Annotated in this window: 29 protein-coding genes, 1 other RNA gene and 1 pseudogene; 14 read left to right on the forward strand and 17 right to left on the reverse strand. The window is 71.9% G+C overall.

The window, feature by feature from the left end; all coding sequences use genetic code 11:
• The 7 genes and pseudogenes from ACLIBK_RS23690 to ACLIBK_RS23720 form a co-directional block, all read right to left on the reverse strand.
• Positions 1-332: pseudogene (locus tag ACLIBK_RS23690) on the reverse strand (hypothetical protein); the annotation flags it as partial.
• Positions 333-355: 23 nt separating this feature from the next.
• On the reverse strand, positions 356-838 hold the full coding sequence (tolR, locus tag ACLIBK_RS23695; RefSeq protein WP_415389803.1) for a protein TolR: 483 nt from the start codon (positions 836-838) through the stop codon (positions 356-358).
• A gap of 54 nt (positions 839-892) precedes the next feature.
• Entirely contained in the window at positions 893-1,630 is a 738-nt protein-coding gene (gene tolQ / locus ACLIBK_RS23700; protein ID WP_415389776.1) for a protein TolQ, read from the reverse strand.
• 32 nt (positions 1,631-1,662) lie between these two features.
• Positions 1,663-2,088, reverse strand: a complete 426-nt coding sequence (ybgC, locus tag ACLIBK_RS23705) for a tol-pal system-associated acyl-CoA thioesterase (protein WP_415389777.1) — start codon at positions 2,086-2,088, stop codon at positions 1,663-1,665.
• Between the two features lie 212 nt (positions 2,089-2,300).
• Positions 2,301-3,341: a Holliday junction branch migration DNA helicase RuvB gene (gene ruvB, locus ACLIBK_RS23710; protein ID WP_415389778.1), complete on the reverse strand. Its 1,041-nt coding sequence runs from the start codon at positions 3,339-3,341 to the stop codon at positions 2,301-2,303.
• 145 nt (positions 3,342-3,486) lie between these two features.
• Complete coding sequence (locus ACLIBK_RS23715; protein ID WP_415389779.1) at positions 3,487-4,431, reverse strand: glycosyltransferase family 2 protein; 945 nt, start codon at positions 4,429-4,431, stop codon at positions 3,487-3,489.
• Positions 4,432-4,565: 134 nt separating this feature from the next.
• Positions 4,566-4,691 carry a hypothetical protein gene (locus ACLIBK_RS23720; RefSeq protein ID WP_415389780.1) on the reverse strand — a complete coding sequence of 42 codons (126 nt, stop codon included), beginning with the start codon at positions 4,689-4,691 and terminating at the stop codon, positions 4,566-4,568.
• Between the two features lie 69 nt (positions 4,692-4,760).
• On the opposite strand from ACLIBK_RS23720, the gene ACLIBK_RS23725 reads away from it, so the two are divergent.
• Positions 4,761-5,729, forward strand: a complete 969-nt coding sequence (locus tag ACLIBK_RS23725) for a hypothetical protein (protein WP_415389781.1) — start codon at positions 4,761-4,763, stop codon at positions 5,727-5,729.
• Between the two features lie 19 nt (positions 5,730-5,748).
• Here ACLIBK_RS23725 and ruvA read toward each other — a convergent pair whose 3' ends face one another.
• The 8 genes from ruvA to ACLIBK_RS23765 form a co-directional block, all read right to left on the reverse strand.
• Positions 5,749-6,354: a Holliday junction branch migration protein RuvA gene (ruvA, locus tag ACLIBK_RS23730; RefSeq protein ID WP_415389782.1), complete on the reverse strand. Its 606-nt coding sequence runs from the start codon at positions 6,352-6,354 to the stop codon at positions 5,749-5,751.
• On the reverse strand, positions 6,351-6,878 hold the full coding sequence (gene ruvC / locus ACLIBK_RS23735; protein WP_415389804.1) for a crossover junction endodeoxyribonuclease RuvC: 528 nt from the start codon (positions 6,876-6,878) through the stop codon (positions 6,351-6,353). Before ruvC ends, ruvA begins: the two co-directional genes overlap by 4 nt.
• A gap of 11 nt (positions 6,879-6,889) precedes the next feature.
• Positions 6,890-7,639, reverse strand: a complete 750-nt coding sequence (locus ACLIBK_RS23740) for a YebC/PmpR family DNA-binding transcriptional regulator (RefSeq protein WP_415389783.1) — start codon at positions 7,637-7,639, stop codon at positions 6,890-6,892.
• Between the two features lie 256 nt (positions 7,640-7,895).
• The gene (locus tag ACLIBK_RS23745; RefSeq protein WP_415389784.1) at positions 7,896-8,717 is read right to left on the reverse strand and encodes a TIGR00282 family metallophosphoesterase; all 822 of its coding nucleotides are present in this window, start codon (positions 8,715-8,717) and stop codon (positions 7,896-7,898) included.
• Positions 8,714-9,337 (reverse strand): 5-formyltetrahydrofolate cyclo-ligase, encoded by a 624-nt coding sequence (locus ACLIBK_RS23750; protein WP_415389785.1) that lies wholly within the window; start codon positions 9,335-9,337, stop codon positions 8,714-8,716. Before ACLIBK_RS23750 ends, ACLIBK_RS23745 begins: the two co-directional genes overlap by 4 nt.
• Positions 9,324-9,479, reverse strand: a non-coding RNA gene (gene ssrS / locus ACLIBK_RS23755) — 6S RNA. The genes ACLIBK_RS23750 and ssrS overlap by 14 nt, the downstream gene beginning before the upstream one ends.
• Before the next feature lie 9 nt (positions 9,480-9,488).
• The gene (locus ACLIBK_RS23760) at positions 9,489-9,809 is read right to left on the reverse strand and encodes a cell division protein ZapA (protein WP_415389786.1); all 321 of its coding nucleotides are present in this window, start codon (positions 9,807-9,809) and stop codon (positions 9,489-9,491) included.
• A gap of 4 nt (positions 9,810-9,813) precedes the next feature.
• Positions 9,814-10,053: a hypothetical protein gene (locus tag ACLIBK_RS23765; protein ID WP_415389787.1), complete on the reverse strand. Its 240-nt coding sequence runs from the start codon at positions 10,051-10,053 to the stop codon at positions 9,814-9,816.
• Positions 10,054-10,147: 94 nt separating this feature from the next.
• Here ACLIBK_RS23765 and ACLIBK_RS23770 point away from each other — a divergent pair, with 94 nt between their 5' ends.
• The 7 genes from ACLIBK_RS23770 to ugpC all read left to right on the forward strand — a co-directional run bounded on the left by ACLIBK_RS23770 (position 10,148) and on the right by ugpC (position 16,611).
• Positions 10,148-10,552 (forward strand): hypothetical protein, encoded by a 405-nt coding sequence (locus ACLIBK_RS23770; RefSeq protein WP_415389788.1) that lies wholly within the window; start codon positions 10,148-10,150, stop codon positions 10,550-10,552.
• A 63-nt stretch (positions 10,553-10,615) separates the two neighbouring features.
• Complete coding sequence (locus ACLIBK_RS23775; RefSeq protein WP_415389789.1) at positions 10,616-11,548, forward strand: class I fructose-bisphosphate aldolase; 933 nt, start codon at positions 10,616-10,618, stop codon at positions 11,546-11,548.
• Between the two features lie 95 nt (positions 11,549-11,643).
• Complete coding sequence (thiE, locus tag ACLIBK_RS23780; protein WP_415389790.1) at positions 11,644-12,309, forward strand: thiamine phosphate synthase; 666 nt, start codon at positions 11,644-11,646, stop codon at positions 12,307-12,309.
• Between the two features lie 102 nt (positions 12,310-12,411).
• Positions 12,412-13,767 (forward strand): sn-glycerol-3-phosphate ABC transporter substrate-binding protein UgpB, encoded by a 1,356-nt coding sequence (gene ugpB, locus ACLIBK_RS23785; protein WP_415389791.1) that lies wholly within the window; start codon positions 12,412-12,414, stop codon positions 13,765-13,767.
• An 11-nt stretch (positions 13,768-13,778) separates the two neighbouring features.
• Entirely contained in the window at positions 13,779-14,660 is an 882-nt protein-coding gene (gene ugpA / locus ACLIBK_RS23790; protein ID WP_415389792.1) for a sn-glycerol-3-phosphate ABC transporter permease UgpA, read from the forward strand.
• On the forward strand, positions 14,660-15,529 hold the full coding sequence (gene ugpE, locus ACLIBK_RS23795; RefSeq protein WP_415389793.1) for a sn-glycerol-3-phosphate ABC transporter permease UgpE: 870 nt from the start codon (positions 14,660-14,662) through the stop codon (positions 15,527-15,529). The genes ugpA and ugpE overlap by 1 nt, the downstream gene beginning before the upstream one ends.
• Positions 15,530-15,534: 5 nt before the next feature.
• Positions 15,535-16,611, forward strand: coding sequence for a sn-glycerol-3-phosphate ABC transporter ATP-binding protein UgpC (ugpC, locus tag ACLIBK_RS23800; protein WP_415389794.1), 1,077 nt, complete (start codon positions 15,535-15,537; stop codon positions 16,609-16,611).
• 15 nt (positions 16,612-16,626) lie between these two features.
• Here the strand turns inward: ugpC and ACLIBK_RS23805 are convergent, their stop codons facing one another.
• The gene (locus ACLIBK_RS23805) at positions 16,627-16,959 is read right to left on the reverse strand and encodes a DUF1491 family protein (RefSeq protein WP_415389795.1); all 333 of its coding nucleotides are present in this window, start codon (positions 16,957-16,959) and stop codon (positions 16,627-16,629) included.
• A 127-nt stretch (positions 16,960-17,086) separates the two neighbouring features.
• On the opposite strand from ACLIBK_RS23805, the gene ACLIBK_RS23810 reads away from it, so the two are divergent.
• Together ACLIBK_RS23810 and ACLIBK_RS23815 are read left to right on the forward strand one after the other, a co-directional pair.
• Positions 17,087-17,302: a hypothetical protein gene (locus ACLIBK_RS23810; RefSeq protein ID WP_415389796.1), complete on the forward strand. Its 216-nt coding sequence runs from the start codon at positions 17,087-17,089 to the stop codon at positions 17,300-17,302.
• 112 nt (positions 17,303-17,414) lie between these two features.
• Entirely contained in the window at positions 17,415-18,365 is a 951-nt protein-coding gene (locus ACLIBK_RS23815) for a hypothetical protein (protein WP_415389797.1), read from the forward strand.
• Here the strand turns inward: ACLIBK_RS23815 and ACLIBK_RS23820 are convergent.
• Positions 18,347-19,336: a ketopantoate reductase family protein gene (locus ACLIBK_RS23820; protein WP_415389798.1), complete on the reverse strand. Its 990-nt coding sequence runs from the start codon at positions 19,334-19,336 to the stop codon at positions 18,347-18,349. The two genes, ACLIBK_RS23815 and ACLIBK_RS23820, sit on opposite strands and share 19 nt — an antisense overlap.
• A 477-nt stretch (positions 19,337-19,813) precedes the next feature.
• Here ACLIBK_RS23820 and ACLIBK_RS23825 point away from each other — a divergent pair, with 477 nt between their 5' ends.
• From ACLIBK_RS23825 to ACLIBK_RS23840, 4 genes are all read left to right on the forward strand, one after another.
• Positions 19,814-20,437, forward strand: coding sequence for a hypothetical protein (locus tag ACLIBK_RS23825; RefSeq protein WP_415389799.1), 624 nt, complete (start codon positions 19,814-19,816; stop codon positions 20,435-20,437).
• 16 nt (positions 20,438-20,453) lie between these two features.
• Entirely contained in the window at positions 20,454-21,953 is a 1,500-nt protein-coding gene (locus ACLIBK_RS23830) for a tripartite tricarboxylate transporter permease (RefSeq protein ID WP_415389800.1), read from the forward strand.
• 125 nt (positions 21,954-22,078) lie between these two features.
• Complete coding sequence (locus tag ACLIBK_RS23835) at positions 22,079-23,503, forward strand: mannose-1-phosphate guanylyltransferase/mannose-6-phosphate isomerase (RefSeq protein WP_415389801.1); 1,425 nt, start codon at positions 22,079-22,081, stop codon at positions 23,501-23,503.
• A gap of 70 nt (positions 23,504-23,573) precedes the next feature.
• Positions 23,574-25,148, forward strand: a complete 1,575-nt coding sequence (locus ACLIBK_RS23840) for a Na+/H+ antiporter (RefSeq protein WP_415389802.1) — start codon at positions 23,574-23,576, stop codon at positions 25,146-25,148.
• The last annotated feature ends 118 nt before the right edge of the window (positions 25,149-25,266 follow it).

The following is a 25,266-nucleotide window of genomic DNA, read 5'->3' on the forward strand; positions in this document are numbered from 1 at the left end:
GGCGGCGCGGGCGCGGGCGGCGGCGGGGCCGGCGGAGGTGGTGGTGGCGGGGGCGACGGCGAGGGCGGCTCCGGGCGCGGCGGCTCGGGCGGCGGCGGCAGCGGCACGGGGTTGTCCGGCGCGTCCGGGTTGGGCGGCGCGGGTGAGTTGGACGGGGTCGGCGCGTTGGCCAGCTGCGGCGCGACGGGGGTGATCACCTCGATCGGGATTGCCTGTTCCAGGGGTTCCTGGAACTTGCTGTTCGGCAGCTCGATGAGCAGCACCAGCGCCACCAGCAGGTGCAGCGCCCCCGAAACCGCCCCCCAGGCGCGCAGCCCCCGCAATCGTCGCATGGAGTTCCCGGTCCCGCGCCGGGTCAGCGGGCGGGGGCGGCGGGCCCGCGGGCGGGCGGCGCGGCGGGACGCGCCCCGGCGGCCGGGGCGGCGGCGGGGCGCGCGGGCTGGCCCGCCGGCTGTTCGGCCAGCAGGGCGACGCGGGTGAAGCCGGCGGCGATCACCGCGCCCATCACTTCCATCACGCGGCCATAGGTGTTGGTACGGTCACCGCGCACGAAGATGCGCTTTTCCGGCGCGTCCGGGTTGGTGCGGGCGGCTTCGCGCTGGATGGCCTGCAGTTGCGGTACAAGCGCGTCCAGCTGCACTTCCGTATCCTGCAGGAAGATCTTGCCCTGCGGGTCCACGGAAATGGTCAGCGGCTCGCTTTCCTGGTTGATCGGGGAAGCGGCGGTTTTCGGGAGGTCCACCGGCACGCCGGAGGTCATCAGCGGCGCCGCCACCATGAAGATGATCAGCAGCACCAGCATCACGTCCACCAGGGGCGTGACGTTGATCTCGGCCATCGGCCGGTAGCGGCCGCGGCCCCTGCCGGAACCGCCCAGGGAAACGGCCACGGGTCAGGCCCCCGCCGGCGCTTCGTCGGCCTGGCGCGACAGGATGGTGCCGAACTCGGAGGCGAAGGCTTCCAGCCGCGCGGCGTAGCGGGCCAGGTCGGTGTTGAGTTTGTTGTAGGCCAGCACCGCCGGGATGGCGGCCACCAGGCCGATCGCGGTGGCGAACAGCGCCTCGGCGATGCCGGGCGCCACCACGGCGAGGTTGGTGTTGTTCATGCTGGCGATGGCGGCGAAGGAATTCATGATGCCCCACACCGTGCCGAACAGGCCGATAAAGGGGCCGACCGAGCCCACCGAGGCCAGGAACACCATCCAGCGCTCCATGCGCTCCATCTCGCGCCCGATGGTCACGCCCATGGCGCGGTCGGCGCGTTCCTTGACGCCCATCAGCGCCATGGCCGAGCCCACCGAGGCGGTGGTGCTGGCCTGCCATTCCCGCATCCCGGCGCCGAACACGGCCGCCAGCGGGTGGGAGGGGCGCTCGCCCTCGGCCCGCTGCAGCTCCTCCAGGGAGCCGCCGGACCAGAACTTCTCCTCGAAGGCGTCGGCACTGCGGTTGGCGCGGCGGATGCTGGTGGCCTTCTCGAACACCACCGCCCAGACCCAGATGCTGGCCAGCAGCAGCCCGATCATGACGGCCTTCACCACCCAGTCGGCCTGCAGGAACAGGCCCCAGAGCGAAAGGTCGTGCGCCACCTGGGCCGCACTGGGGAGGTTCGTCGCGGTCACGCTGCCACCCAAGGCCTGCTTCCTTTTTCCGCCGCTGCCGGGTTCTAGCCGGCCGGGGGCACCAACACGTCCCGCAGGGCGCCCGCCCAGGGTTCGGGAATGCGCGCCGCGCGCAACCCGTCCTGGCTGACGCAGACCAGGCCGACGCGGAGCCTGGCCCGCGGGGTCGTCCCGGTCTCATCCAACACGTCCTGCGCCAGGTCGAGCGAGGCCCCGCCGAGGCGCTCCACGCGCGTCTCGATCACCAGGGCATCGTCGAGTCTGGCCGGGCGCAGATACTCCACTTCGATGCGCCGCACCACGAGGAACAAATTGTGACGTTCGATGAGAAGTTGGTGCGGCAAGCCCATGGCGCGCAAGGATTCCGTGCGTGCGCGCTCGGCCCAGCGGAGATAGTTGGCGTGGTACACGACCCCACCAGCATCGGTGTCCTCGAAATAAACCCGGACGGGGAAGCGGTGCGCGGCCATGGCGGCGGGGCCTAGCCGGGTTCCGCGGCGGCGGCCAGGGGGGCCGGACGTAGGGAACAAGGAGGCCGGGGGGAGGTATCCCCCCGGCCCCCCTTCTCTTTTCGGGAGTAGAAAAGGCGCGTGGGAGGCCGGCGCCCCTCTTTGACTCCCGAAAGAAGGAGGGGGTCCGGGGGAGTTCACTCCCCCGGCCTTCCCTGCCCCGAGACGTCGGATCACTCGTCCAGCAGCAGGTCGCCCTGGGCGGCGGCGTTGCGCGGCGGCGTCAGGCCAAGGTGGCGCCAGCCCGGCAGGCCCAGCACGCGGCCGCGCTGGGTGCGCAGGATCAGGCCTTCCTGGATCAGGAAGGGCTCGATCACCTCCTCCAGCGTGTCGCGGCTCTCGGCCAGGGCGGCGGCCAGGGTTTCCACCCCCACCGGCCCGCCGCCGTGGTGGTCCGCGAGGCGGCGGAGGTAGCGGCGGTCCATCGCGTCCAGGCCCAGGCTGTCCACCTCCAGCCGGCGCAGCGCGTCGTCGCACAGGGCGCGGTCGGCTGGGCGCCCCGCCACGGCGGCGAAGTCGCGCACCCGGCGCAACAGGCGGCCGGCGATGCGGGGGGTACCGCGGGAGCGGGTGGCGATCTCGCGCGCGCCGTCCGGGGTCAGGGACAGGCCCAGCTTGCCGGCGCCGCGGGTGACGATGAACTCCAGCTCCTCGGCGGAATAGAAGTTCAGGCGCAGCGGGATGCCGAAGCGGTCGCGCAGCGGGGTGGCCAGCAGGCCGGAGCGGGTGGTGGCGCCCACCAGGGTGAAGGGCGGCAGGTCGATGCGCACGGTGCGCGCGGCCGGACCTTCGCCGATGATCAGGTCGAGCTGGAAATCCTCCATCGCAGGGTAGAGGGTTTCCTCGATGGCCGGCTGCAGGCGGTGGATCTCGTCGACGAAGAGCACGTCGCGCGGCTGCAGGTTGGTCAGGATCGCGGCCAGGTCGCCGGCGCGCTGCAGCACCGGGCCGGAGGTGGCGCGGAAGCCCACCCCCAGCTCGCGCGCGACGATCTGGGCGAGCGTGGTCTTGCCCAGGCCGGGGGGGCCGAACAGCAGCACGTGGTCCATGGCGTCGCCGCGGTCGCGCGCCGCCTGCACGAAGACGGACAGGTTTTCCCGCAGGGCGGGCTGGCCGGTGAAGTCGGCCAGGGTTTGCGGGCGCAGGGCGGCGTCGTTGACGTCCTCGTCCTGGCGTTCGCTGGCGGAGAGCCGGGCGGTGGAACTGATATTCATGGCGAGAACATAGCGGGATCAGCGGCGGGCGTCGCGGTCCTTGGCGCCCGCGCGGCGCGGGAAGGCGCGGGCGAATCTCGGGATGTCCCGATAAGGGCCGTCCCGCCGTGGGATCACCCGGGCGGCCGGCGTCGCCTGGACCGGTTCAGCCCCCGGTAGCGCGGCGGGCAAAGCGGCCCTGCCCCACCCAGCGAGGGCCGGTCCCGCCGCCGCCCAGGGCGCGCCGGCGATGCGGCCGCAGGCGCCAGGCGAGTCGGCACAGCCGCAGGTCCAGCTGGAATCCGGGTGCCGGACGCCAGCGATCGAAGCCGACCGAATTGCCGTCCCACTCGGCCTGCAGCCCGGTCTCGTCCAGGTGCAGCAGGCGCTTGAGGTGCCAGCCGGTGCCGGGTTCCGGCGCTACGGCGCGCAGCCGCCGGCCGTGCTCCACCCGGCTCGCGAGGTCGTCGCGCGCGCGGATCGGGGCGTGCAGCATCTCCCCCTGCCGCAGCGGCAGCAGCGGGCCCAGCGCGCCGTCCGCGCGGTGCTGACCACGGTGCAGCCGCAACCCGGCCGTCGCGCGCAGCAGCAGCTTGGGCGGGTAGTGCATGCGCAGGAACGGGATGGCCGAGGTGGTCACCAGCGCCTGCGCCTCGCCCTCCGAGCCCTGCGGCCGGGCGGAGAACAGCATGGTTTCCAGGCTACCGGGATGGTCGCGGGCGACGCCGCGCAGCTGGACGAAGTTGCGCACCGGCAGCCGGTAGCCGCCCACCGCCGGGCTGCCGGCGCAGAGCGCGCGCAGGCTGGTGCCCCGCAGCCACAGGAACTCGTCCGCGTCGTTGGGCAGGATCCAGTCGGCGCCCCCGGCGACGGCCTGCCCGATCAGGGCGTTCATCACCTCGGGCTGCGAGAAATGGCCGGGGACGGAGGTGACCTGCACCCGCCGGTCGCCGGCCGCGATGCGGCGAAGGATGGCCGGGGTGCCGTCGGTGGAGCCGTTGTCGGCCACCAGCAGCCGGTCCACGGCCAGCCCGTGCAGCAGGTGCGCGGCGCAGTCCGCGATGATGTTGGCCTCGTTGCGCACCATCATCACGGCGGCCACGGTGGTCATGGCGGCGCCGACGGGCGGTGCGGGGCGGCGCCCGCGGCGCCGGTGCTGCGGGCGCGGCGCTCAGTGGCCGCCGGTTCGCGTCCCCGGCCGCGATCGGCGGGCGGCACGGTCGCGGCGGGGCGCCGGGGTCAGGACTACACCTGGCCGGAGCCGCCGGGCGGCAGGGTGAGGGTGGAACCGCCGGTCGGCAGGGTCCTGCCGGTGCCCCCGTCGGCGAAACGCGCGGCCTGCGCCTTCAAGCCCGTGGCCAGCTGTGCCATCACCAGCATCCTTCTTCCGGAGGCGAAACTGTTGGGTGAATCGCAGCGCAGCGTCAAGCGGCCCGGCGCGTGATCGTTTTCCTGACGACGCGGCAGCATAGCTACACCGTGGCGAGCCTGTGCGACCGCAGCTTCGGCACGCCCACCCCGGTGGTGGCGTCCCTGCCCTACGAGGACGCGCTGCTGGCGCCGGAGCTGCCCGAGGCCAGCTTCATCTTCGCCGACGTGGAGCGGCTGTCGCCCTGGGAGCGGCTGCTGGCGGGCGACCTGCACCGCGCCCTGCGCGCCGCCGGCTGCCGCTGCCTGAACGACCCGGCGCGGCTGGCCACCCGCTACCCCCTGCTGCGCCGGCTGCACGAGGCCGGGCGCAACCCGTTCCGCGCCTGGCGGCTGGAGGAGGGCACGCCGCGCCCCGCCTTTCCCGTGTTCCTGCGCAACGAGGCCGATCACGGCCGCCCGCTCTCCGCCCTGCTGCACACGCCGGCCGAGCTGGCCGCGGCGGTGGCCGGGCTGGCAGCGTCCGGGGTGTCGCCGGCCGGGGTGATCGCGGTGGAGTACTGCGCCGAGCCGATCCGCCCGGGCGTGTGGCGCAAGTTCGGCAGCTTCCGCATCGGGGAGGCCGTCAGCACCGACCACGCCATCGTGGAAACCGACTGGTTCGTAAAGTTCGGCACGATGGGCCTGGCGGACGACGCGATGACGGAGGCGGAGCACGCCGCCGTGGCCGGCAACCTCCACGCCGTGGCGGTGGGACCGGCCTTCGAGCTGGCGGGCATCGAGTACGGCCGGGCCGACCATGCGGCGGTCGGCGGCCGCACCGTGGTGTACGAGATCAACACCAACCCTTTCATCGGCCCGGTGCTGGAACAGCGCATGCCGCTGCGCAACGAGACCCTGGCGATCTCGCGCGGGCGCTTCGCCGCGGGGCTGGCGGCGATCGACGGCGGCGACGGCCGGCCGATGCCGGTGCCGCGCGACGCGGCGGCGGAGGAGCGGCGGGAGCGCTGCGGGGCGCTGGGGCTGGCCTACCGGCCCTGAGCCGCCGCGGCGGCGCCGTTCAGCGCGGCGCCAGTTCCTTCAGGCTCTCGCGGATCAGCGTGTTCAGCGCGGCGTCCTCGCCGATGCGGTCGCGCACGCGGTTCACCGCGGCCGCCGCCTCGGCGCGCTTCCAGCCCAGGTTGAGCAGGGCGGAGACGGCGTCCTCCGCAGCGCCCGGGGGCACCGGCGGCGGGATGGTGATGTTGAAGGAGCCGGTGGGCATGCCGCCCACGCGGTCGCGCAGCTCCGCCACCAGCCGGGTAGCCAGCTTCGGGCCGACGCCGGGGGCGCGGCCCAGGCTGCCCTTGTCGCCGGCCAGGATGGCGGCCGCCATGTCGGCCGGGCTGAGGGTGGAGAGCAGCGCCAGCGCCACCTTGGGGCCGACGCCCTGGATGGCGGTCAGCAACCGGTACCAATCGCGCTCGGCCGCGTCGGCGAAGCCGTAGAGGGTGATGGCGTCCTCGCGCACCACCGTCTCGATCCACAGCGTGCCCAGGGCGGGGGCGGGCGGCAGGGCCGCCACGGCGCGGGAGGAAGCGGCGACGAGGTAGCCCACCCCGTTCACGTCCAGGATGCAGCCGCCCTCGTGCACGGAGTCGAGCCGCCCGGTGAGCTTGCCGATCACGCGGCGGAACCGGGGACGTAGGCGCGGGCCAGGGCGACGCGGCTGGCGCGGTGGTGGGCGTGGCAGATCGCCACCGCCAGCGCGTCCGCCGCGTCGGCGCGCTTCAGCACGGCGCCGGGCAGCAGGCGGCGGATCATGTCCTGCACCTGCACCTTGTCGGCATGGCCGGTGCCGACCACGGCGCGCTTGACCTCCATGGCCTGGTATTCCGCCACCACGATGCCGGTCAGCGCCGGGGCCAGCAGCACCACCCCCCTCGCCTGCCCCAGCTTCAGCGCGGCGCCGGGGTTCTTGTTGACGTAGGTGTGCTCCACCGCGGCCTCGTCCGGCTGGTGCAGTTCCAGCAGCGCGGTCAGCGCGCGGTAGATCTGGCTCAGCCGGTCGGCCAGGGGCAGGTCGGCGGTGGTGGAGACCACCCCGTCCGCGAGGTGGCGCAGGCGGGAGCCGTGGCTCTCGATCAGCCCCCAGCCCGTGTGCTGCAGCCCGGGGTCGAGGCCCAGCACCCGCACCGCGCCGACCCCCATGCCCGGCATGCTCAGGCCGAGAGCCGCTGGGCCACGGCGTCGGACACTTCGAAATTGGCGTAGACGTTCTGCACGTCGTCGTGGTCGTCCAGCACGTCGATCAGCTTGAGCACGCTCTGCGCCTGCTCCTCATCGAGTTCCATCGGCGCGTTGGGCCACCATTCCAGCTTGGCACTCTCGGCGGCGCCGAACTTTTCCTCCAGTGCATCGCGCACGGCGGTGAATTCCTCCACCGTGGTGGTGACCTCGTGGCTCTCGTCGTCGCTCTCGACGTCGGAAGCGCCGGCCTCGATCGCGGCTTCCAGCATGGCTTCCTCGCCGGCGACGGAGGCCTTGTAGACGATCACCCCGCCGCGTTCGAACTGGAAGGACACCGAGCCGGTCTCGCCCATCGCCCCGCCATGCTTGGAAAAGGCGGAGCGCAGGTCGGAGGCGGTGCGGTTGCGGTTGTCGGTCAGCGCCTCGACGATGATGGCGATGCCGTTGGGGCCGTAGCCCTCGTAGCGCACCTCGTCGTAGTTCTCGGTGTCGGTGCCCGCGGCGACGCGCTTGATGGCGCGGTCCACGGTGTCGCGCGGCATGTTGGCCACCAGCGCGGCCTTCACCGCGGCGCGCAGGCGCGGGTTGTGCGCCGGGTCGGGCATGCCGGCCTTGGCTGAGACGGTGATCTCGCGGATCAGCTTGCCGAAGGCCTGCGCCCGCTTGGCGCTCTGCCCGGCCTTGCGATGCATGATGTTCTTGGCGTGCGAATGGCCGGCCATCGTGGGTGCCCGTGACGGTTCAGGAACAGGAAGGTGCGTGGAGGTATAATCCCCGGCGCCGTGTCGGGCCAGCGCCCGCAGGGGCAGCGTACTGGTCCGTTGAGGCGCGAAGGCCGGGGGAGTGAACTCCCCCGGTCCCCCTCCTTTTTTCGGGAGTAAGAGTGCTGCGCCCGACACAGGCACACCTGAAAACTTCCGAAAATAGAAGGGGGTCCGGGGGGATACTTCCCCCCGGCTTGCTGCCTTCTGCGGAGGATCAGCTGATGGGCAGCAGCTGCGACAGGCGGCCGCCCAGGCGCACCGGCTGGATGCGCTTGGCCAGGCCGGTGGCGTCCTCCGTCTCGATCAGGGCGCCGCAAAGGGTGGCCTCGCCTTCCGCCGGGGCGAGGCGCTCGCCGGGGACCTTGCGCCAGAAGCGCAGGGCGGCGGGGCCTTTCTGCATGCCGATGACGCTGTCGTAGTCGCCGCACATGCCGGCATCGGTCATGTAGGCGGTGCCCTCGGCCAGCACCTGGTGGTCGGCGGTGGGGACGTGGGTGTGGGTGCCGAGGATGGCGGACACGCGGCCGTCGAAGGAATGCGCGAAGGCCAGCTTCTCGCTCGACGCCTCGGCGTGGATGTCCACCAGGATGGCCTGCACCGTGCCCTGCGGCCCCATGACGTGCCGCGCCAGTTCCGCCTGCGCGCCGCGGAACGGGTCGTCCAGCGCGTCCATGAAGAGGCGGCCCATGACGTTGAGCACCAGGGCGCGCTTGCCGTTGCGCAGTTCCACCACGGTGGCGCCCCGGCCGGGCGTGCCGGGGGGGAAGTTCAGCGGCCGGATCAGGCGGGGCTCACCCTCGATGAAGGGGATGATCTCCTTGCGGTCCCAGGCGTGGTTGCCCAGCGTCAGCACGTCGGCGCCGGCGTCCAGGAAGGCGCGGGCCATCTCGGGCGACAGGCCGAAGCCGTGGCTGGCGTTCTCGGCATTCACCACCACGAGGTCGGCCATCACGTCGCGGCGCAGGCCCGGGAGCCTGGCCACCACGGCGTCGCGCCCGGCCCGGCCGACCACGTCGCCGAGGAAGAGGATTCTCAATCAACTGCTCCGCAATGGATGATGCCGGCGGGGGTGACCACGGCGCGCAGCGGCACGTCGCCCGGCCCGGCCGGCACTTCGGGACGTTCCTGTTCGGCCAGGGCCAGGCCGATCGCGACCGCACCGGGCAGCGATTCCAGCGTGCGGTCGTAGTAGCCGGCGCCGTAGCCCAGGCGGTGGCCGCGCCGGTCGAAGGCCAGCAGCGGCACGAAGAGCCAGTCCGGCCGCAGCTCGGGCGCGCCGGGCGGCGGCTCGCGCAGGCCGTAGCGGCCCGGGGGCGGCTCCTCGCCCGGCTGCCAGCGGCGGAACAGCAGGGGCTGGCCGCGCGCGGTGGTCACCGGCAGGGCCAGCACCTGGCCGCGGGCGGCCAGGGCCGTGAGCAGCGAGCGCGGGTCGAGCTCGTCGCCGCGGGGCCAGTAGGCCGCCACCACGGCGTCGCGCGGCGGCGCGAGCCCGGTGAGGACGTGATGCGCGACGGCATCCCCCGCGCCGGTGCCGTCCAGCCCGGCCCGGCGGGCGAGCATGGCGCGGCGAAGTTCCGCCTTGGCGGCGACGAGGTCCGGGGGCGCGGCCGTTCGGCCGGATGCCGTGCCGTCCGGGAAAGGGTGCGGAGCCGCCATGGCCGCTGGCTATTTATCCTCCCAAGGCCTGCTAATGCAGGTGGGCGCCAGGTACTCAGACCAAGATCCGAACAGAGCCAGCTCCCGGGAGGTGCTTATTGGCCCTGGGGATAACGTGCCTGGCATGCACAGGCAGCCCCGCCCGACCTACCTAGGGGCGCTGCAGCCCCGCCGCAATGCCCTCGATGCGCTCGGCCACGCGGGTCAGGCGCTCGGCCAGCACGGGGTTGTCCGCAGTGGGCTGGCCGGCGCGGGCGGCTGAGAGCTCGATGCGCAGGTCGTGCACCTCGTCGGCCAGCAGCAGCGCGGCCAGCAGCAGCAGCCGGTTCTCGCCGAACTGGCCACCCATGCTGCGGACGGAATGGACGCGGCGGTCGACCTCGGCGGCGAGGGACACGAGATGGGCTTCCTGGCCGTCCTCGCAGGAAACGGGGTGGCTGTAGCCGCCCACACGCACCGTGACCTGACCCAAAGCGTTAGCCCTCCTGCTCGTCCGGGGGAAGCTCCGCCGGGTCGTCCTCGCCCTCGCCCTCGGCCTCGCCATCCTCCCGCGCCAGGGCGAGGCGGAGGCGGGCCAGGGTGGAGTCCAGCCGCCGGCTCAGTTCCGCGACCTCGCCCTCCGACATCGAGGGCCGCGGGCGGGCCGCCGCGATGGCCAGACGCTCCACCGCCGCTTCCAGCCGCGCCGCGGCTTCCCCCAAGCGATCCGCCGCCATACCAACCCCGAACGCGTGATATCCAGGCGCCGAATAGGCATGGCGGGGCCGAGGGGTCAACGCTGCGGCGATACTTGGCAGCCCGGGAGAAGTCTTGCGCGCAGTGGTTGTACACGGGCTGGCCGAGGCGGAAGCGGCCCTGCTGGCGGCAGGTCCTGCCGGGGTAGTGCTGCTCTCGGCGCCCGGGGCCGCGGCCTGGCCGGGACCGGCGACGCTGCTGGCCGTCGTGGCTGCGGCGGCGGCCCGGCACCCCGGCGTGCCGCACGCGGCGGTGCTGGATTGCGGCGCGGCGCCCGGGCTGGCGCTGCTGGCGCTGCGCTCGGGCTGGCGGCGGATCGTGCTGTCGCCGGACTGCGCGGCCTTCGAGCAGGTGGCGGGGGCAGCGGCGGCGCTGGGGGCCGCGGTGCTGCCGGCGCGGCCAGAGGCGCTGGACCTCGGCCGGCTGGACCTGCAGCGGCCCGGCGGGCGGGCGCTGCTGGCGCGCTGGCTCGCGGGATGACAGACACTGGGGCCTGGGCTAGGAACCCCGTAGATTCAGGCTGGTTCGGGAAGGTTTAGAGAGATGCAGCTGACGCCCAAGGTCAAAGAGATCCTCTCCTGGTATGAGAGCGACAACCCCGGCACCAAGGGCAACCTCGCCCGCATCCTGATGGAAGGCAAGCTGGGCGGCACGGGCCGCATGGTGATCCTGCCGGTCGACCAGGGCTTCGAGCACGGCCCCGCCCGTTCCTTCGCGCCCAACCCCGCCGGCTACGACCCGCGCTACCACTTCGAGCTGGCGATCGAGGCCGGGCTGAACGCCTATGCCGCGCCGCTGGGCATGATCGAGGCGGGTGCCTCTACCTATGCCGGCGCGATCCCGACCATCCTCAAGGTCAACAGCTCCAACAGCCTGAGCACCACCAAGGACCAGGCCGTCACCGGCTCCGTGTCCCACGCGCTGCGGCTGGGCTGCTCGGCCATCGGGTTCACCATCTACCCGGGCTCCGAATACCAGTTCGAGATGATGGAAGAGCTGCGCGAGCTGGCCGAGGAAGCCAAGGCCGCCGGCCTCGCCGTGGTGGTGTGGAGCTATCCGCGCGGCCCGGGCCTGGACAAGACGGCCGAGACCGCGCTCGACATCTGCGCCTATGCCGCGCACATGGCGGCGCTGATCGGCGCCCACATCATCAAGGTGAAGCCGCCCACCGAGGCAATCTCCCTGGATGCCGCCAAGAAGACCTACGAGAAGTCGCCGGTTCCCGACATCTCCACCCTGGCCGGCCGCATCCGCCACGTCGTGCAGGCCTGCTTCAACGGCCGGCGCCTGGTGGTGTTCTCGGGCGGCGAATCCGGCACCGCCGAGGCGATGTCCGAGATGGCCCGCGGCATCCACCAGGGCGGCGGCAACGGCTCGATCATCGGGCGCAACACCTTCCAGCGCCCCAAGGCGGACGCGCTGAAGCTGCTGAGCGACATCATCGAGACCTACAAGGCGGAAGTCGCCCAGGGCTGAGCCGGGCGACGGGGCGGGGCCGTGCGCGGCCCCTCCCCGCCCAACCGACCCGGCGAGGCGCGAACCGCCGTCCCGCAGCGGCGAAGGAGAAGCCGGTGTCAGGCTCATCGGACGACGCGGCGGCCGGGACCAACTGCCGCCTCTACCTCATCACCCCGCCGGCGATCGACCTGCGCAGCTTTCCCGACCAGCTGGCGCGGGCGCTGGATGCCGGCGATGTGGGCTGCGTGCAGCTGCGGCTCAAGGACGCGGAGGACGACGCGATCCGCCGCGCCTGCGACGTGCTGCGCCCGGTGGCGCAGGACCGCGACGTCGCCTTTCTGCTGAACGACCGGGCCGACCTCGCCATCGCCACCGGCTGCGACGGCGCGCATCTCGGGCAGGGCGACGGCGACCATGCGGCGGCGCGTGCCCTGCTGGGCCCGCGAATCCTGGGCATCACCTGCCACGGCAGCCGGCACCTCGCCATGGAGGCCGGGGAACTGGGGGCGGACTACGTGGCCTTCGGCGCCTTCTTTTCCACCGACACCAAGGCGGTGGAGCACCGGGCGGAGCTGGAGCTGCTGCAGTGGTGGGCGGAGGTGATGGAGGTGCCGGTGGTGGCGATCGGCGGCATCACCGCCGCGAACTGCGCACCCCTGGTGCAGGCCGGGGCCGACTTCCTGGCGGTGGTCGGGGCGGTGTGGAACCACCCGGACGGACCCGCGGCCGGAATCCGGGCCATGAACGCGGCGATCGCCGCCGCGCAGGGAGGTGAGTAGCATTCCGACTTCGCAGCTTCATCGTTCTGTCATTCGGCTGTAGCCTGCCTGAAACGGACGCGACGCAAACCCGCGCCGTCATCATCAGGGAGGCTGCAGTCCATGCGGCGTCGTTCCATTGCCGCCGGCGCGCTCGCGCTGGCCACCACCGCCAAGCTGGGCACGCTTTCCGCCCAGGCGCAGGCGCGCACCGAAATCCAGTTCTGGCACGGGCTGACGCAGCCGCTGGGCGGGCTGCTGGAACAGCTGGCCGCCGATTTCAGCGCCTCACAGCCGCGCTACACCGTGAACGCCACCTTCCGCGGCGCCTATCCGGAAACCATGGTGGCCGCCATCGCCGCCTTCCGGGCCGGCACCGCGCCGCACATCGTGCAGATGTTCGAGGTCGGCACAGGCACGATGATCGCGGCCGGGCGGGCCATCAAGCCGGTGCACGAGCTGGCGACCGAGACCGGGGTGGACATCGGCACCAACGACTACCTGGCGGCGATCAAGGGCTACTACTCGCTGCCCGACGGGCGGCTGATGAGCCTGCCCTTCAACAGTTCCACCGCCATCTCCTACTGGAACAAGGACGCCTTCCGCCGCGCGGGCCTGGACCCGGAGCGCTTCCCCGCCACCTGGCCGGAGGTGATGGAGGCCGGGCGCAAGCTGAAGGCCGCGGGCATCGCCACGCCGATCAGCACCTCCTGGCCGACCTGGGTGCATGTCGAGCAGCTCTCCGCCATGCACAACGTGCCGCTGGCCACCAAGTCCAACGGCTTCGAGGGCACCGACGCGGAGCTGCGGATCAACAACCCGCTGGTGGTGAAGCACCTGGGCAACCTGGTGCAGCTGCAGAAGGACGGCATCTTCCGCTACGCCGGCCGCGACTCCGCGGGTGACGGCGTGTTCCCCTCCGGCGAGGCGGCGATCTCCTTCGCCTCCTCCGGCACCCGGGCGCGCATCGTGCGGGAAGCGCAGTTCGGCTGGGGCTCGGCCTCCCTGCCCTATTACCCCGACGTATCCGGCGCGCCGATCAACAGCATCATCGGCGGCGCCAGCCTGTGGGTGATGCAGGGCGGCCCGAACCGGCAGCGCTCGGCCGAGGAGCTGAAGGCGGTGGCGGAGTTCTTCCGCTACGTGTCGCAGCGCGACATCGCCGCCAAGTGGCACCAGGACACCGGCTACCTGCCGGTCAGCAACGGTGCCTACGAGGCGACGCGGGCTGCCGGTTACTACGATCGCAACCCCTACGCGGACGTGGCGGTGAAGCAGATGCTGCTGGGCGGCGGCAACACCACGCCGAACAGCAAGGGCATCCGGCTGGGCGGCTTCGCCGAGATTCGCAACATCATGCAGGAAGAGATCGAGAAGGCCTTCCAGGGCCAGCAGACGGCGGAGCAGGCTATGGCCAACAGCCAGACCCGCGGCAACGTCGTATTGCGCAACTTCGAACGCACCAACCGGGCGGGCTGAGGGCAAGCACGATGCCGGAGAAGGCCGCCTTTCGCGGAACCGCGCTGCCGCTGATGTTGCTGCTGCCGCAGCTCGCGATCACGGCGGTCTTCTTCTACTGGCCTGCGGTGCAGGCGGTGATCCAGTCCACGCTGCGGGAGGATGCCTTCGGCTTCTCCAGCGAGTTCGTCGGGCTGGAGAACTTCACCGAGGTGCTGTCGGACCCGAACTGGCTGAACGCGGCGGCCAACACCGCCGTGTTCTCCACCTCCGTGGCCGTGCTGGCGCTCTCCATCTCCCTGTTCCTGGCGGTGCAGGCGGACAAGCGGCTGCGCGGGTCCGAGGTGGTACGCACGCTGCTGATCTGGCCCTATGCCGTGGCGCCGGCCGTGGCGGCGGTGCTGTGGCTGTTCCTGTTCCACCCGCAGATCGGGCTGATCGGCCGCGGGCTGAACGCGGCGGGCGTGGCCTGGGACTACCGGCTGAACGGCACGCAGGCGATGCTGCTGGTGGTGCTGGCCTCGGCCTGGAAGCAGGTCGCGTACAACTTCATCTTCTTCCTGGCGGGATTGCAGTCCATCCCGCAGGCGGTGCTGGAAGCGGCGGCGATCGACGGGGCACGGCCGGTGCGGCGCTTCTGGACGGTGGTGCTGCCGCTGCTCTCGCCCACCGCCTTCTTCCTGGCGATCGTGAACCTGACCTATGCCTTCTTCGAAACCTTCGGCGTGATCCATTCCCTGACCCAGGGCGGGCCCGGCAAGTCCACGGAAACCCTGATCTACAAGGCCTGGACGGACGGCATCCAGAACCTCAACCTCGGCACCTCCTCGGCGCAGAGCGTGATCCTGATGGTGCTGGTGGTGACGCTGACGGCGCTGCAGTTCCGCTACGTCGACCGCAAGGTGCATTACTGATGGCCGATCTCGCGGCGGCAACGCTTCGGCGGCAGGGGCGCAGCCGGCTCTTCGCGCAGAGCATCCTGGTGCTCGGCGTGTTCATCTTCGCCTTCCCGATCTGGATCGCGCTGGTCGGCTCCACGCACGACGCGGCGACGCTGGGCCGCGGCGACGTGCCGTTGCTGCCGGGCCGGCACGGCGTCGAGAACTTCGTCGCCGCCTGGACGATGGGCGGCGGCAAGATGCGCACCACGCCCGCCTGGCTGATGCTGTGGAACAGCGCCGTGATGGCGACGCTGATCGCGGTGGGCAAGATCGTGATCTCCATGCTCAGCGCCTTCGCGGTGGTGTTCTTCCGCTTCCCCGGCCGCATGATCGCCTTCTGGGCGATCTTCGTGACGCTGATGCTGCCAGTGGAGGTCCGGCTGATCCCGACCTTCCAGGTGATGGTGAACCTGCACCTGACGGACACCATGACCGGGCTGGTGCTGCCGCTGATCGCGTCCGCGACCGCGACGCTGCTGTTCCGGCAGTTCTTCCTGACCATCCCGCCGGAACTGGCGGAAGCGGCGAAGCTGGACGGCGCCGGGCCCATGCGCTTCTTCCGCGACGTGGTGCTGCCGCTGTCGCGCAACTCCATGGCGGCGCTGTTCGTGATCCTGTTCATCTACGGCTGGAACCAGTACCTCTGGCCGCTGCTGATCGTGACCGACCGTTCGCTGGAAACCGTCGTCGTGGGGCTGAGCAAGACCATCGGCACCGGCGATTCGCAGAACGACTGGAACACCATCATGGCCATGGCCGTGCTGGCCCTCGCCCCGCCCGTGGCCGTGGTGGTGGCGATGCAGCGCTGGTTCGTGCGCGGCCTGACCGAGACGGAGAAGTAGCCGACGTGGCAACGCTGACGCTGGAGACCATCCGCAAGTCCTTCGGCAAGGTCGAGGTGCTGCACGGCATCGAGCTGGAAGTCGCCGATGGCGAGATGGTGGTGCTGGTGGGCGCTTCCGGCTGCGGCAAGTCCACCCTGCTGCGCATCGTGGCGGGGCTGGAAACCGCGACCTCCGGCCGGGTGGTGATCGCCGGGCGCGACGTGACGCCGCTGGAACCGGCGGACCGCGACATCGCCATGGTGTTCCAGAACTACGCGCTCTACCCGCATATGAGCGTGGCCGGGAACATGGCCTATGGGCTGAAGATCCGCGGGTTGCCGCGTGCCGAGATCGACCGCCGCGTGCGCGAGGCGGCGGAGATCCTGGGGCTGGGCGCGCTGCTGGACCGGCGCCCGCGGCAGCTTTCGGGCGGGCAGCGGCAGCGCGTCGCCATGGGCCGCGCCATCGTGCGCGAGCCGGCGCTGTTCCTGTTCGACGAGCCGCTGAGCAACCTCGATGCCCGGCTGCGCGTGCAGATGCGGGCGGAGATCCGGCGGCTGCAGAAGCGGCTCGGCGTCACCTCCATCTTCGTGACGCATGACCAGGTGGAGGCGATGACGCTGGGCGACCGGCTGGTGGTGATGCAGGGCGGCCGCGCCGCCCAGGTCGCCTTGCCGATGGAGGTCTGGTCGCGCCCGGCCGACACCTATGTCGCGAGCTTCATCGGCAGCCCCTCCATGAACCTGCTGCCCGGCACGCTGGAACCCGGCGGGGCCTCGGCGCGGCTGAATTCCGGTGCGGTGATCGACTTCGCCGACGGCCCGCGTCCGGGGGCAGCCGGGATGCCGCTGACAGTCGGGCTGCGGCCGGAACACGTGCTGGTGGGCGAGGCGGCCGATTCGCTGACCCTGGCGGTGGACCTGGTGGAGCCGCTCGGGTCGGAAACGGTGGTGCACGGGCGGCTGCCCGACGAGTCGCTGCTGACGGTGCGGGTCCAGGGGCCGTTCTTCGGCAGCACCATGCCGGTCCGGCTGGACCCGGCCTGGCTGCACGTCTTCGACGGCGGCAGCGGCGCCCGGCTGGACCCGGTGGCGGCCTAGCGGCGCCGGCGCGCGTCAGACTAGGCGCGCCTCGAAGGGGGGCTGCAGGTCGGGGGCCTCGAATTCCAGCACCCAAAGGTCGGGGTCGCGCTTCACTTGCCGCTCCACGTAGCGGTCGGCTTCCTCCTGCCCGACCGGCGTGGCGCCGGTGCTGCGCATCCAGGCGGCGCGGCCTTGGGCATCGCGGACCTGCGACAGCACCGAGAGGCCCTCGCGGCCACGCAGCACGCACAGGATGCCGCCGCTGTCCGGGTCGCCCTTGCGCAGCACGGCGCCGGGCCGGCCTGCGGAGTCCGAAAGGCGCAGGGCCATCTGCGTCCAGAGGCCGGCTTTGACGCGGGGTTCCATGGGCAGCAGGTGGTCCGAACCGCCGCCGACGCAAGGCCCCTGCCCCGGCCCGGATGCCCGCCCCGGCCCCTTGCCGCGCGTGGCGGCCCGCGCCAAACACCGCCGGACAACACGGGAACCCAGGCGCATGGCGGGCACCGAGCAGCGTTTATCGGCAGGGCAGCGGGCCTACGAGGAGAAGCGCGCAGCCAAGGCGGGCATGAGCCTGGACAAGTGGCTGGCCGCCAAGGAGCGCGAGCGCGTGGCCGCGCAGCCGGCCGTCGCGGTGGCGGCCAAGCCGCCCGGCAAGGCGCGGGCCTTCCTCGGCCGGTTGCTGGAAAAGGCGCAGAAGCCGCTGAAGTAGTTCCTGCGGGGCGCCGTCCGGGCCCGGGAAGGCGCGCCTTGCGGCGCCGGGACTCGGCATCCGCCCCCCGGCGCCATCGCGGGCCGTCCACGTCGGTGGTGCCTTGGAGCTAGTGGCCGCCCATGCGGATTGGTCCGTCGATCCGCGCAAGCGCTGGGTCACGGTGGCGCGTCGCACCGGGGCCGGATGGCAGGCCGGGGCACCGCGCCCAGTGGGCGACCCGGCGGCCCTGGCGGCGGCGCTGCTGCGGGACGGCGCGGCTGTGGCGCTCGGGCTGGACCTGCCGCTCGGCCTGCCGCGCGCCTATGCCGCCGGCCTGACGGAGCCGGACTTCCCGGCGTTTCTCCGCGCCTCGCCGGCACGGCCGCGCTTCTGGTCCGTGGCGGCGACGCTGGCAGAGGTGTCGCGGGAGGCACCCTTCTATCCCCGGCGTGGCCTGCGCGGCATGACCCGGGCCAGCCATGCCGAGGCCCTGGGCTTCACCGGCCCGGCGGAACTGTGCCGCCTCTGCGACCGCGCCACGGCCGAGCGCCCGGCCGGGGCACCGCTGTTCTGGACGCTGGGCGCCAACCAGACCGGCAAGGCGGCGATCTCGGCCTGGCGGGACTGGCTGGCGCCGGCCCTGGCGGTGGGTGCGCCCTTCCACCTCTGGCCCTTCGCAGGTTCGCTGCACGCTTCCCTGGCACCCGGCCGGGCCGTGCTGGCGGAGGTTTATCCGGCCGAGGCGATGCGCCATGCCGGCGTCCGGCTGGCGGGCAGCAAGCGGTCGCGCGCGGTGCGGCTGCGGGCCGCGCCATCCCTGCACGAGGCCATGGCGCGGCTGCGGGTGCTGCCCGACCCGGCGCTGCTGGCGGCGGTCGCGGATGGCTTCGGGCCGGATGCCGCGGGCGAGGATCGGTTGGACAGCGTGCTCGGGCTGCTCGGGCTCGTGGGCGTGCTGGACGGGATGCGCCCGGACTTCATCCCCGACGACCCCTGGGTGCGACGCTGGGAAGGCTGGGTCCTCGGCCAGACCTGCCTTCCTGCCGCGTCCGGGGAGCGGGGTCAGCCCGCGGGACGGTAAAGGCCGGCGGCCTCGGCGGTCTTGCTGGCCAGGGCCACCATCAGGTCCAGCGTGGGCGTTTCCACCCCGGCGAAGCGCGCCAGCTTCAGCGGCACGGCCAGCATGGCCTCGACCTCCATCGGCCGGCCGAGTTCCAAGTCCTGCAGGATGGAGGGCTTGTGCTGGTTGCTCCCCGAACGGGTCACCTGCTTCTCCGCATCCACCTCCAGCGGGATGCCGAGGCCGCGCGCGATCGCGGCGGCTTCCTCCGTCATGCGGACCGCGGCCGCGCGAATCGCCGGGTCCGCGAAGGTTGCCCGCATGTCCTGCCGGCTGAGGACGGCCAGCGGACCGCCCGAGATGTTGCCGAGCAGCTTGGCCCAGGCTTCGCGCCGGATGTCGGCGGTGACCGGCACCTCGAAGCCGCCAGCCCGCAGCGGGGCGGCGATGGCCTCGATCCGGTCGGAGGCGGCGCTGCCGTCGATCTCGCCCAGGAACAGGCGGTTGCTGGTATGCGCCACGCGGATCACGCCGGGCTCCACCACGGTGCAGGCGGAATACACCACGCCGCCGATCGTGCGCCCCACGCCGACGGCGCGGCGCAGCCCTTCCCCCGGGTCCAGTTCGGGCAGCTTGCGGCCTTCCATCGGGCCGCCGATTCGGTCGAAGTACCACCAGGGGATGCCGTTCATCGCGAAGACCACGGCGGTGTGCGCGCCCAGCAGCGGGGCGATGCCCCGCGCCACGTCGGGCAGCGAAGGCGCCTTGACGGTCACCACCACCGCGTCCTGCGGGCCGAGTTCCGCGGGGTCCTCGGCGGCGTGGACCTTTGCGCGCAGTTCGACATCGGGCGCCTGCACGGTCAGGCCCTGTTCGCGGATCGCCCGCAGGCTGTTGCCGCGCGCCACCACGCTGACAGTGGCGCCGCCGTGCGCGAAGCGCACCGCGAGATGGCCGCCGATGGCGCCGGCGCCGAAGATGCAGATCTTCATGGGGTGCTTTTCCTGTGCTGGGCTGCGACACCGTGCGGGGATGCGGCGCCGCGTCGCCGCCGTTGCGGCATCGCGCTTGCCGGGCCTAGCGGTTTCGCGGCGGGGCGCAACACCCGGCCTGCAAACAGGCGGGGCACGCGCGTCGCCGGACGCAACCTGCGCTGGCCGAAGTAATTTTGTTGCGTCGCAACATAGCTTAACAAGTTTTCATGGCTGCTGGAACGCCTTGCAGCTTTGGCAAGTGCTTTCTAGGGTGCGCTGGATCAATCCCAGGGAGGGACGAATGGCGTTCGGGCCGCCGACACACGGCGTCCAGCCCGCGGTGGCGGCTACGCCGCTGCGGCGGCGCGTATCTGTGCCCGTTGGGCCAAGCGCTGCGCAGCTTTTTCCCCCCACCCCGCCCGTCCGCGCCGGCTCCGCCGGATCGCTGTTCGGCGGCCATGATCGCCCGCGCCTTACGAGTGGAGAGAACTCCTGATGAGACTGAATGTGAAGGACGTCATCTCGGGGGGGCTGATCGTGTTGACCGCCGCCCTCGGGCTGGCGCTGATCTACGGTGTGTTTGAACGGTTCGGCGTTTCTGACCTCGCTCTGGGCAGCGCCCGCCGGATGGGCCCGGGCTACATGCCCATGCTGGTGTTCTACCTGCTCGGGGCGCTCGGGGTCGGGATCCTGTTGATCGGCCTGGGCAACGGCCCGGACAACCTGGAGCGCTGGACGAGGCTGGAAGTCACCACGGCGATCCTCGGCACCCTCGTCGGGCTGGTGGTGTGGCAGGTGATGGAGCGCACGGGCACCGGCGTCACCAGCTGGGCGCAGCTGGGCTTCGGCTGTCTCGCGGGATTGCTGGTGCTGTCGATCGCGCCGGGATGGCGGCCGCTGGGCCTGGTGCACGCCGCCTTCGCGGTGTTTGGCCTGGCGCTGGAGCCCCTGGGGCTGATCGTGGCGCTGGTGCTGTCCATCGTGCTCGCCTCCCTCGCGGACCGCACCCACCGCCCCCTCGGCGTGCTCGGCATGGTGGTGTTCCTGTGCGTGCTGAGCTGGGCCGTCTTCATCTGGCAGCTGGACATCCGCGTCCCGCTCTGGCCGACCATTTTCTGAGAGCGCGGACAGAACCATGGATCTCCTCGCCAACCTCGGCCACGGCTTCGCCGTCGCCCTGTCCTTCGACAACCTGCTCTTCGCGCTGATCGGGGCGCTGATCGGCACGGCGATCGGCGTGCTGCCGGGCATCGGCCCGGTGGCCACGATCTCGCTGCTGCTGCCGATCACCTTCGGCCAGCCCGCGACCACCGCGATCATCATGCTCGCCGGCATCTACTACGGCGCGCAGTACGGCGGCTCCACCACGGCCATCCTGCTGAACCTGCCGGGCGAGGTGTCCTCGGTGGTGACCGCCATCGACGGCTACCAGATGGCGCGCAACGGCCGCGCGGGTGCGGCGCTGACCATCGCCGCCTGCGGGTCGTTCTTCGCCGGCTCGGTGGCGACGCTGCTGGTGGCGGCCTCCGGCCCGCTGCTGACCTCGGTGGCGCTGAGCTTCGGCCCGGCGGACTACTTCTCGCTGATGCTGCTCGGATTGATCATATCCGCGGTGCTGGCACAGGGTTCGGTGCTGAAGTCCATCTCCATGGTGGTGCTGGGCGTGGCGCTGGGCCTGGTGGGCACGGACGTGCAGACCGGCCAGCAGCGCTTCACCTTCGGCGTGCCGGAGCTGTCGGACGGGCTGGGCTTCGTGTCCATCGCGATGGGCATGTTCGGCGTCGCCGAGATCATCCTGAACCTCGACAACCCCGAATCCCGCAGCGTGCTCAGCTCCAAGGTCGGCAGCCTGATGCTGACCCGCACGGAGTTCCGCCGCGCCGTTCCGGCGGTGCTGCGCGGCACGCTGGTCGGCTCCGTGCTGGGCATCCTGCCCGGCGGCGGCGCCGCGCTGGCGGCCTTCGGCTCCTATATGATGGAACGGAAGCTGTCGCGGCACGGCCATGAGTTCGGCAAGGGCGCCATCGAGGGCGTGGCGGGTCCGGAAAGCGCCAACAACGCCGCGGCCCAGACCTCGTTTATCCCGCTGCTGACGCTGGGCATCCCGGCCAACGCCGTGATGGCGCTGATGGTGGGCGCGCTGATCATCCAGGGCATCCAGCCCGGCCCCCGCATGGTGGAAACCCAGCCCGACCTGTTCTGGGGCCTGATCTGCTCCATGTGGCTGGGCAACCTGATGCTGCTGGTGATCAACCTGCCGATGATCGGCATGTGGGTGAAGCTGCTGCAGGTGCCCTACAAGTACCTGTACCCGGCCATCCTGGTGTTCTGCGCCATCGGCGTGTACTCGCTGAACAACAGCGTGTTCGACGTGTACCAGACGCTGCTGTTCGGCATTCTCGGCTACATCTTCTCCAAGCTGAAGATGCCGCCGGCGCCGATGCTGATCGGCTTCGTGCTCGGCCCGATGATGGAGGAGCACCTGCGCCGCGCCATGCTGCTGAGCCGCGGCGACCCGATCGTCTTCGTGCAGCGGCCGATCTCCGCGGTGCTGCTGGCGATCGGCTTCCTGGCCCTGGCGGCGATGCTGCTGCCCAGCCTGCGCAAGGGCAAGGACGAGGCGATCGCCGAGTAGCATCGCGGCGAATCCGTTTCACGACGCTGCCGAAGCCGCCCCGGGGACCTTTCCCGGGGCGGCTTTCTTTTTGGGCCCTGCTCCGCTACCTCCGCCCGGACGGATTGCAAGGACCTGCTCCGACGATGACCACTGCCTCCCTGGTGCCCGTGATCCTGTGCGGTGGGACCGGCAGCCGCCTTTGGCCGCTGTCCCGGGAAGGCTATCCGAAGCAGTTCTGGCCGCTGGCCTCCGACCGGACCATGCTCCAGGTCACCGCCGGGCGCGCCAGGGGCCCCGGCTTCGCGCCCCCGATCGTGGTCGCTTCCGAGCCGCACCGCTTCCTGGTGGCGGAACAGCTACGCGAGGGCGGCATCAGCGGCGCCCGCATCGTGCTGGAGCCGGAAGGACGCAACTCCGCCCCCGCCATTGCCGCAGCAGCCTTGCTGGCGGCGGAAACCGATCCGCGCTCGGTGCTCTGGATCATGGCGGCCGATGCGGTGATCGAGGACGAGCCGGCCCTGCACGAGGCGGTGTCGCTCGGCGTCGAGGCCGCGCAGGCCGGCGCCATCGTCGCCTTCGGCATGCGGCCCACCGCGCCCGAGACCGGCTACGGCTACATGGAGGCGGGCGAGTCCTGGCCGGGGGTGGAGGGCGTGTCCCGCATCGCCAGCTTCGTGGAGAAGCCCGACCTCGCCACCGCCCGGGGCTACCTGGAGGGCGGGCGGCACCTGTGGAATTCCGGCATGTTCATCGCCACCGCCGCCATCTGGCTGGCGGAGCTGGAGCGGCTGGAGCCCGACCTGCTGGCCGCGGTTCGGGAAGCGGTGTCCACGGCGAAGCGGGACCTGGACTTCGTGCGCCTGGGGGCGGACGCCTTCCGCCGCGCCCCGAACGTCAGCATCGACTATGCGGTGATGGAGAAGACCTCCCACGCCGCGGTGGTGCCGGCCTCGCTGGGCTGGTCGGACGTGGGGTCCTGGGATTCGCTCTGGGCGACCAGCCCGCGTGACAGCATGAACAACGCCACCCACGGCCCGGTGGAGCTGCTGAACGCCGAGGGCTGCTTTGTCCGCTCGGAGGGCATCCTCACCGGGGTGGTCGGCCTCAAGGACGCCGTGGTGGTGGTGACCGAGGATGCCGTGCTGGCCATGGCGCGCGACCAGGCCCAGGATGTGAAGAAGCTGGTGGAGCGCCTGAAGCGCGCCGGCGTGCCGGAAGCCACGACGCATCGCCGGGTCTATCGCCCCTGGGGCCATTACGAGGGGCTGATCCAGGGCGACCGGTTCCAGGTGAAGAAGATCTCGGTCCGCCCCGGCGAGAAGCTGAGCCTGCAGAAGCACCACCACCGCGCCGAGCACTGGGTGGTGGTGAACGGCACCGCCACCGTGGAGCGGGATGCCGAGCGCATCCTGCTGCGGGAGAACGAGAGCGTGTACCTGCCGCTGGGTTCCGTGCACCGCCTCGAGAACCCGGGCATGATCCCCCTCACCCTGATCGAGGTGCAGTCCGGCTCCTACCTGGGCGAGGACGACATCGTCCGCTTCGAGGATACTTATGGCCGGGCGTGACGCGCCCCCTGCCCTCCTGATCCTCCGGCGGGCAGCCTTGCCCGCGCGCCGCGCCTAGTTTCCTGCTCCCGTGGCCCTCGCCGAGGCCCTGCTCGCGCTGATCGTGGCCTGCATCGGCTTCGCACTGGTGGCCCGCCGCTTCCGCGTGCCCTATGCCGTGGTGCTGGTGATGGGCGGCATGATCCTGGCCTTCATCCCCGGCCTGCCGCGGCTGGAGCTGGAGCCGGAATTCGCCCTGGCCTTCTTCCTGCCGCCGCTGCTGCAGGCCAGCGCCTGGCGCACGGACTGGCCGGCCTTCCGGGCCAATCTGCGCATCATCCTGCTCCTGGCGCTCGGCGCGGTGCTGTTCACCGCGGCCTGCGTCGCCGTGACGGCGAAGTGGCTGGTGCCGGAACTGCCCTGGGCGGCGGCGGTGGCGCTGGGCGCCATCGTGGCGCCGCCGGATGCCGTGGCCGCCGCCTCCGTGCTGGGCCGGCTGCGCATACCGCGCCGGATCGTCACGGTGCTGGAAGGCGAGAGCCTGATCAACGACGCCTCCTCGCTGGTGCTGTACCGGCTGGCGCTCGGGGCGCTGGCGGCGGGCGGCCTGTCGCTGGGCACGGCCGGCCTGTCGCTGCTGCTGGTGGCGGCGGGCAGCACGGCGGTGGGCTGGCTGATCGGGCGCGCCACCGTGTGGCTGATGCCGAGGCTGGAAGACGAGCAGCTGGAAACCGCGCTGTCGCTGCTGGTTTCCTTCGCCATCTACGGCGTGGCCGAGGCGCTGCACGGTTCCGGCGTGCTGGCGGTGGTGGCGGGCGCCTTCGTGATGACCCGCCACCGCCACACCATCATGGATGCCGCGACCCGGCTGCAGTCCCAGGCGGTGTGGGACTTCGTGGAGTTCGTGCTCACCAGCCTGGTCTTCGTGCTGGTGGGGCTGCAGCTGAACGGCATCGTGGAACGGCTGCACGGCTACGGGTGGTGGGAACTGGCGAAGCTGGCCCTGGCGGTGTCCGGCACCATGATCCTGGCCCGCTTCGCCTGGGTCTTCGCCACCAGCTCCCTGCCCTGGCTGGTGCCGCCGCTGGAAGAAGGCGAGCGCCGGGTGCGCTGGGGCGGCATGACGGTGGTGGCCTGGGCGGGGATGCGCGGCGTGGTGTCGCTGGCCGCGGCGCTGGCCCTGCCGCTGGACGTGCCGGCGCGCGACCTGATGATCTTCCTGGCCTTCTGCGCCATCCTGGCGACGCTGGTGATCCAGGGCACCACGCTGGAATGGCTGATCCGCCGGCTCGGCGTGGCGCGGGCGGAAAAGGCGGGGATGCCGCCGCATGAGGCGCAGGCACGCCGGCTGGTGGCCAAGGCGGCGCTGGGGGAGCTGGAAAGCCGCGCCGACAGCCCGATCGACGGCGCCATCGCCCGCGACCTGATCCCGGAATACCGCGGCATTTCCCGGGTGTTCGACGGCGTGGCCAGCGGTGCGTCCCGCGCGGAATACACGGCGCGGCTGCAGCTTCGCCTGGCGGCGCTGCGGGCGGGGCGCGACCGGCTGCTGCAGCACCTCGACCAGGACGGGCTGCCGGAGGAAACCCTGGCCGCGCTCTCGGTGGAGATGGACCACGAGGAGTTCCGGCTGCAACGGCTGCTGGCGGCCGACCGCGCCGGCTAGAGGCTGTTGTGGACCTGCTCCAGGTTGAGGAGGTTCTTGAGCATGAGGCAGGCGAAGGCGACGAGATGCAGGCCCGCGAGGGTTTCGGGGAGGCGCTCGTAGTCACGGACGAGGCGGC

It is taken from the genome of Roseomonas sp. BN140053 (genome assembly GCF_047690175.1).
In the GTDB taxonomy this organism is placed as follows: Bacteria; Pseudomonadota; Alphaproteobacteria; order Acetobacterales; family Acetobacteraceae; genus Roseomonas.

Excerpts from the sequence above, each read along its gene's own strand:
- ACLIBK_RS23820 (WP_415389798.1), bottom strand. The coding sequence starts at position 19,336 with ATGAAGATCTGCATCTTCGGCGCCGGCGCCATCGGCGGCCATCTCGCG.
- ACLIBK_RS23720 (WP_415389780.1), bottom strand. The coding sequence starts at position 4,691 with ATGGCACAGCTGGCCACGGGCTTGAAGGCGCAGGCCGCGCGTTTCGCC.
- ugpA (WP_415389792.1), top strand. The coding sequence starts at position 13,779 with ATGCCGGAGAAGGCCGCCTTTCGCGGAACCGCGCTGCCGCTGATGTTG.
- ruvC (WP_415389804.1), bottom strand. The coding sequence starts at position 6,878 with ATGGGGGTCGGCGCGGTGCGGGTGCTGGGCCTCGACCCCGGGCTGCAG.
- ACLIBK_RS23825 (WP_415389799.1), top strand. The coding sequence starts at position 19,814 with ATGAGACTGAATGTGAAGGACGTCATCTCGGGGGGGCTGATCGTGTTG.
- ACLIBK_RS23740 (WP_415389783.1), bottom strand. The coding sequence starts at position 7,639 with ATGGCCGGCCATTCGCACGCCAAGAACATCATGCATCGCAAGGCCGGG.
- ACLIBK_RS23830 (WP_415389800.1), top strand. The coding sequence starts at position 20,454 with ATGGATCTCCTCGCCAACCTCGGCCACGGCTTCGCCGTCGCCCTGTCC.
- ugpE (WP_415389793.1), top strand. The coding sequence starts at position 14,660 with ATGGCCGATCTCGCGGCGGCAACGCTTCGGCGGCAGGGGCGCAGCCGG.
- ACLIBK_RS23810 (WP_415389796.1), top strand. The coding sequence starts at position 17,087 with ATGGCGGGCACCGAGCAGCGTTTATCGGCAGGGCAGCGGGCCTACGAG.
- ruvB (WP_415389778.1), bottom strand. The coding sequence starts at position 3,341 with ATGAATATCAGTTCCACCGCCCGGCTCTCCGCCAGCGAACGCCAGGAC.
- ugpB (WP_415389791.1), top strand. The coding sequence starts at position 12,412 with ATGCGGCGTCGTTCCATTGCCGCCGGCGCGCTCGCGCTGGCCACCACC.
- ACLIBK_RS23775 (WP_415389789.1), top strand. The coding sequence starts at position 10,616 with ATGCAGCTGACGCCCAAGGTCAAAGAGATCCTCTCCTGGTATGAGAGC.
- tolR (WP_415389803.1), bottom strand. The coding sequence starts at position 838 with ATGGCCGAGATCAACGTCACGCCCCTGGTGGACGTGATGCTGGTGCTG.
- ACLIBK_RS23750 (WP_415389785.1), bottom strand. The coding sequence starts at position 9,337 with ATGGCGGCTCCGCACCCTTTCCCGGACGGCACGGCATCCGGCCGAACG.
- ybgC (WP_415389777.1), bottom strand. The coding sequence starts at position 2,088 with ATGGCCGCGCACCGCTTCCCCGTCCGGGTTTATTTCGAGGACACCGAT.
- ACLIBK_RS23715 (WP_415389779.1), bottom strand. The coding sequence starts at position 4,431 with ATGACCACCGTGGCCGCCGTGATGATGGTGCGCAACGAGGCCAACATC.
- ACLIBK_RS23765 (WP_415389787.1), bottom strand. The coding sequence starts at position 10,053 with ATGGCGGCGGATCGCTTGGGGGAAGCCGCGGCGCGGCTGGAAGCGGCG.
- ACLIBK_RS23835 (WP_415389801.1), top strand. The coding sequence starts at position 22,079 with ATGACCACTGCCTCCCTGGTGCCCGTGATCCTGTGCGGTGGGACCGGC.
- ACLIBK_RS23805 (WP_415389795.1), bottom strand. The coding sequence starts at position 16,959 with ATGGAACCCCGCGTCAAAGCCGGCCTCTGGACGCAGATGGCCCTGCGC.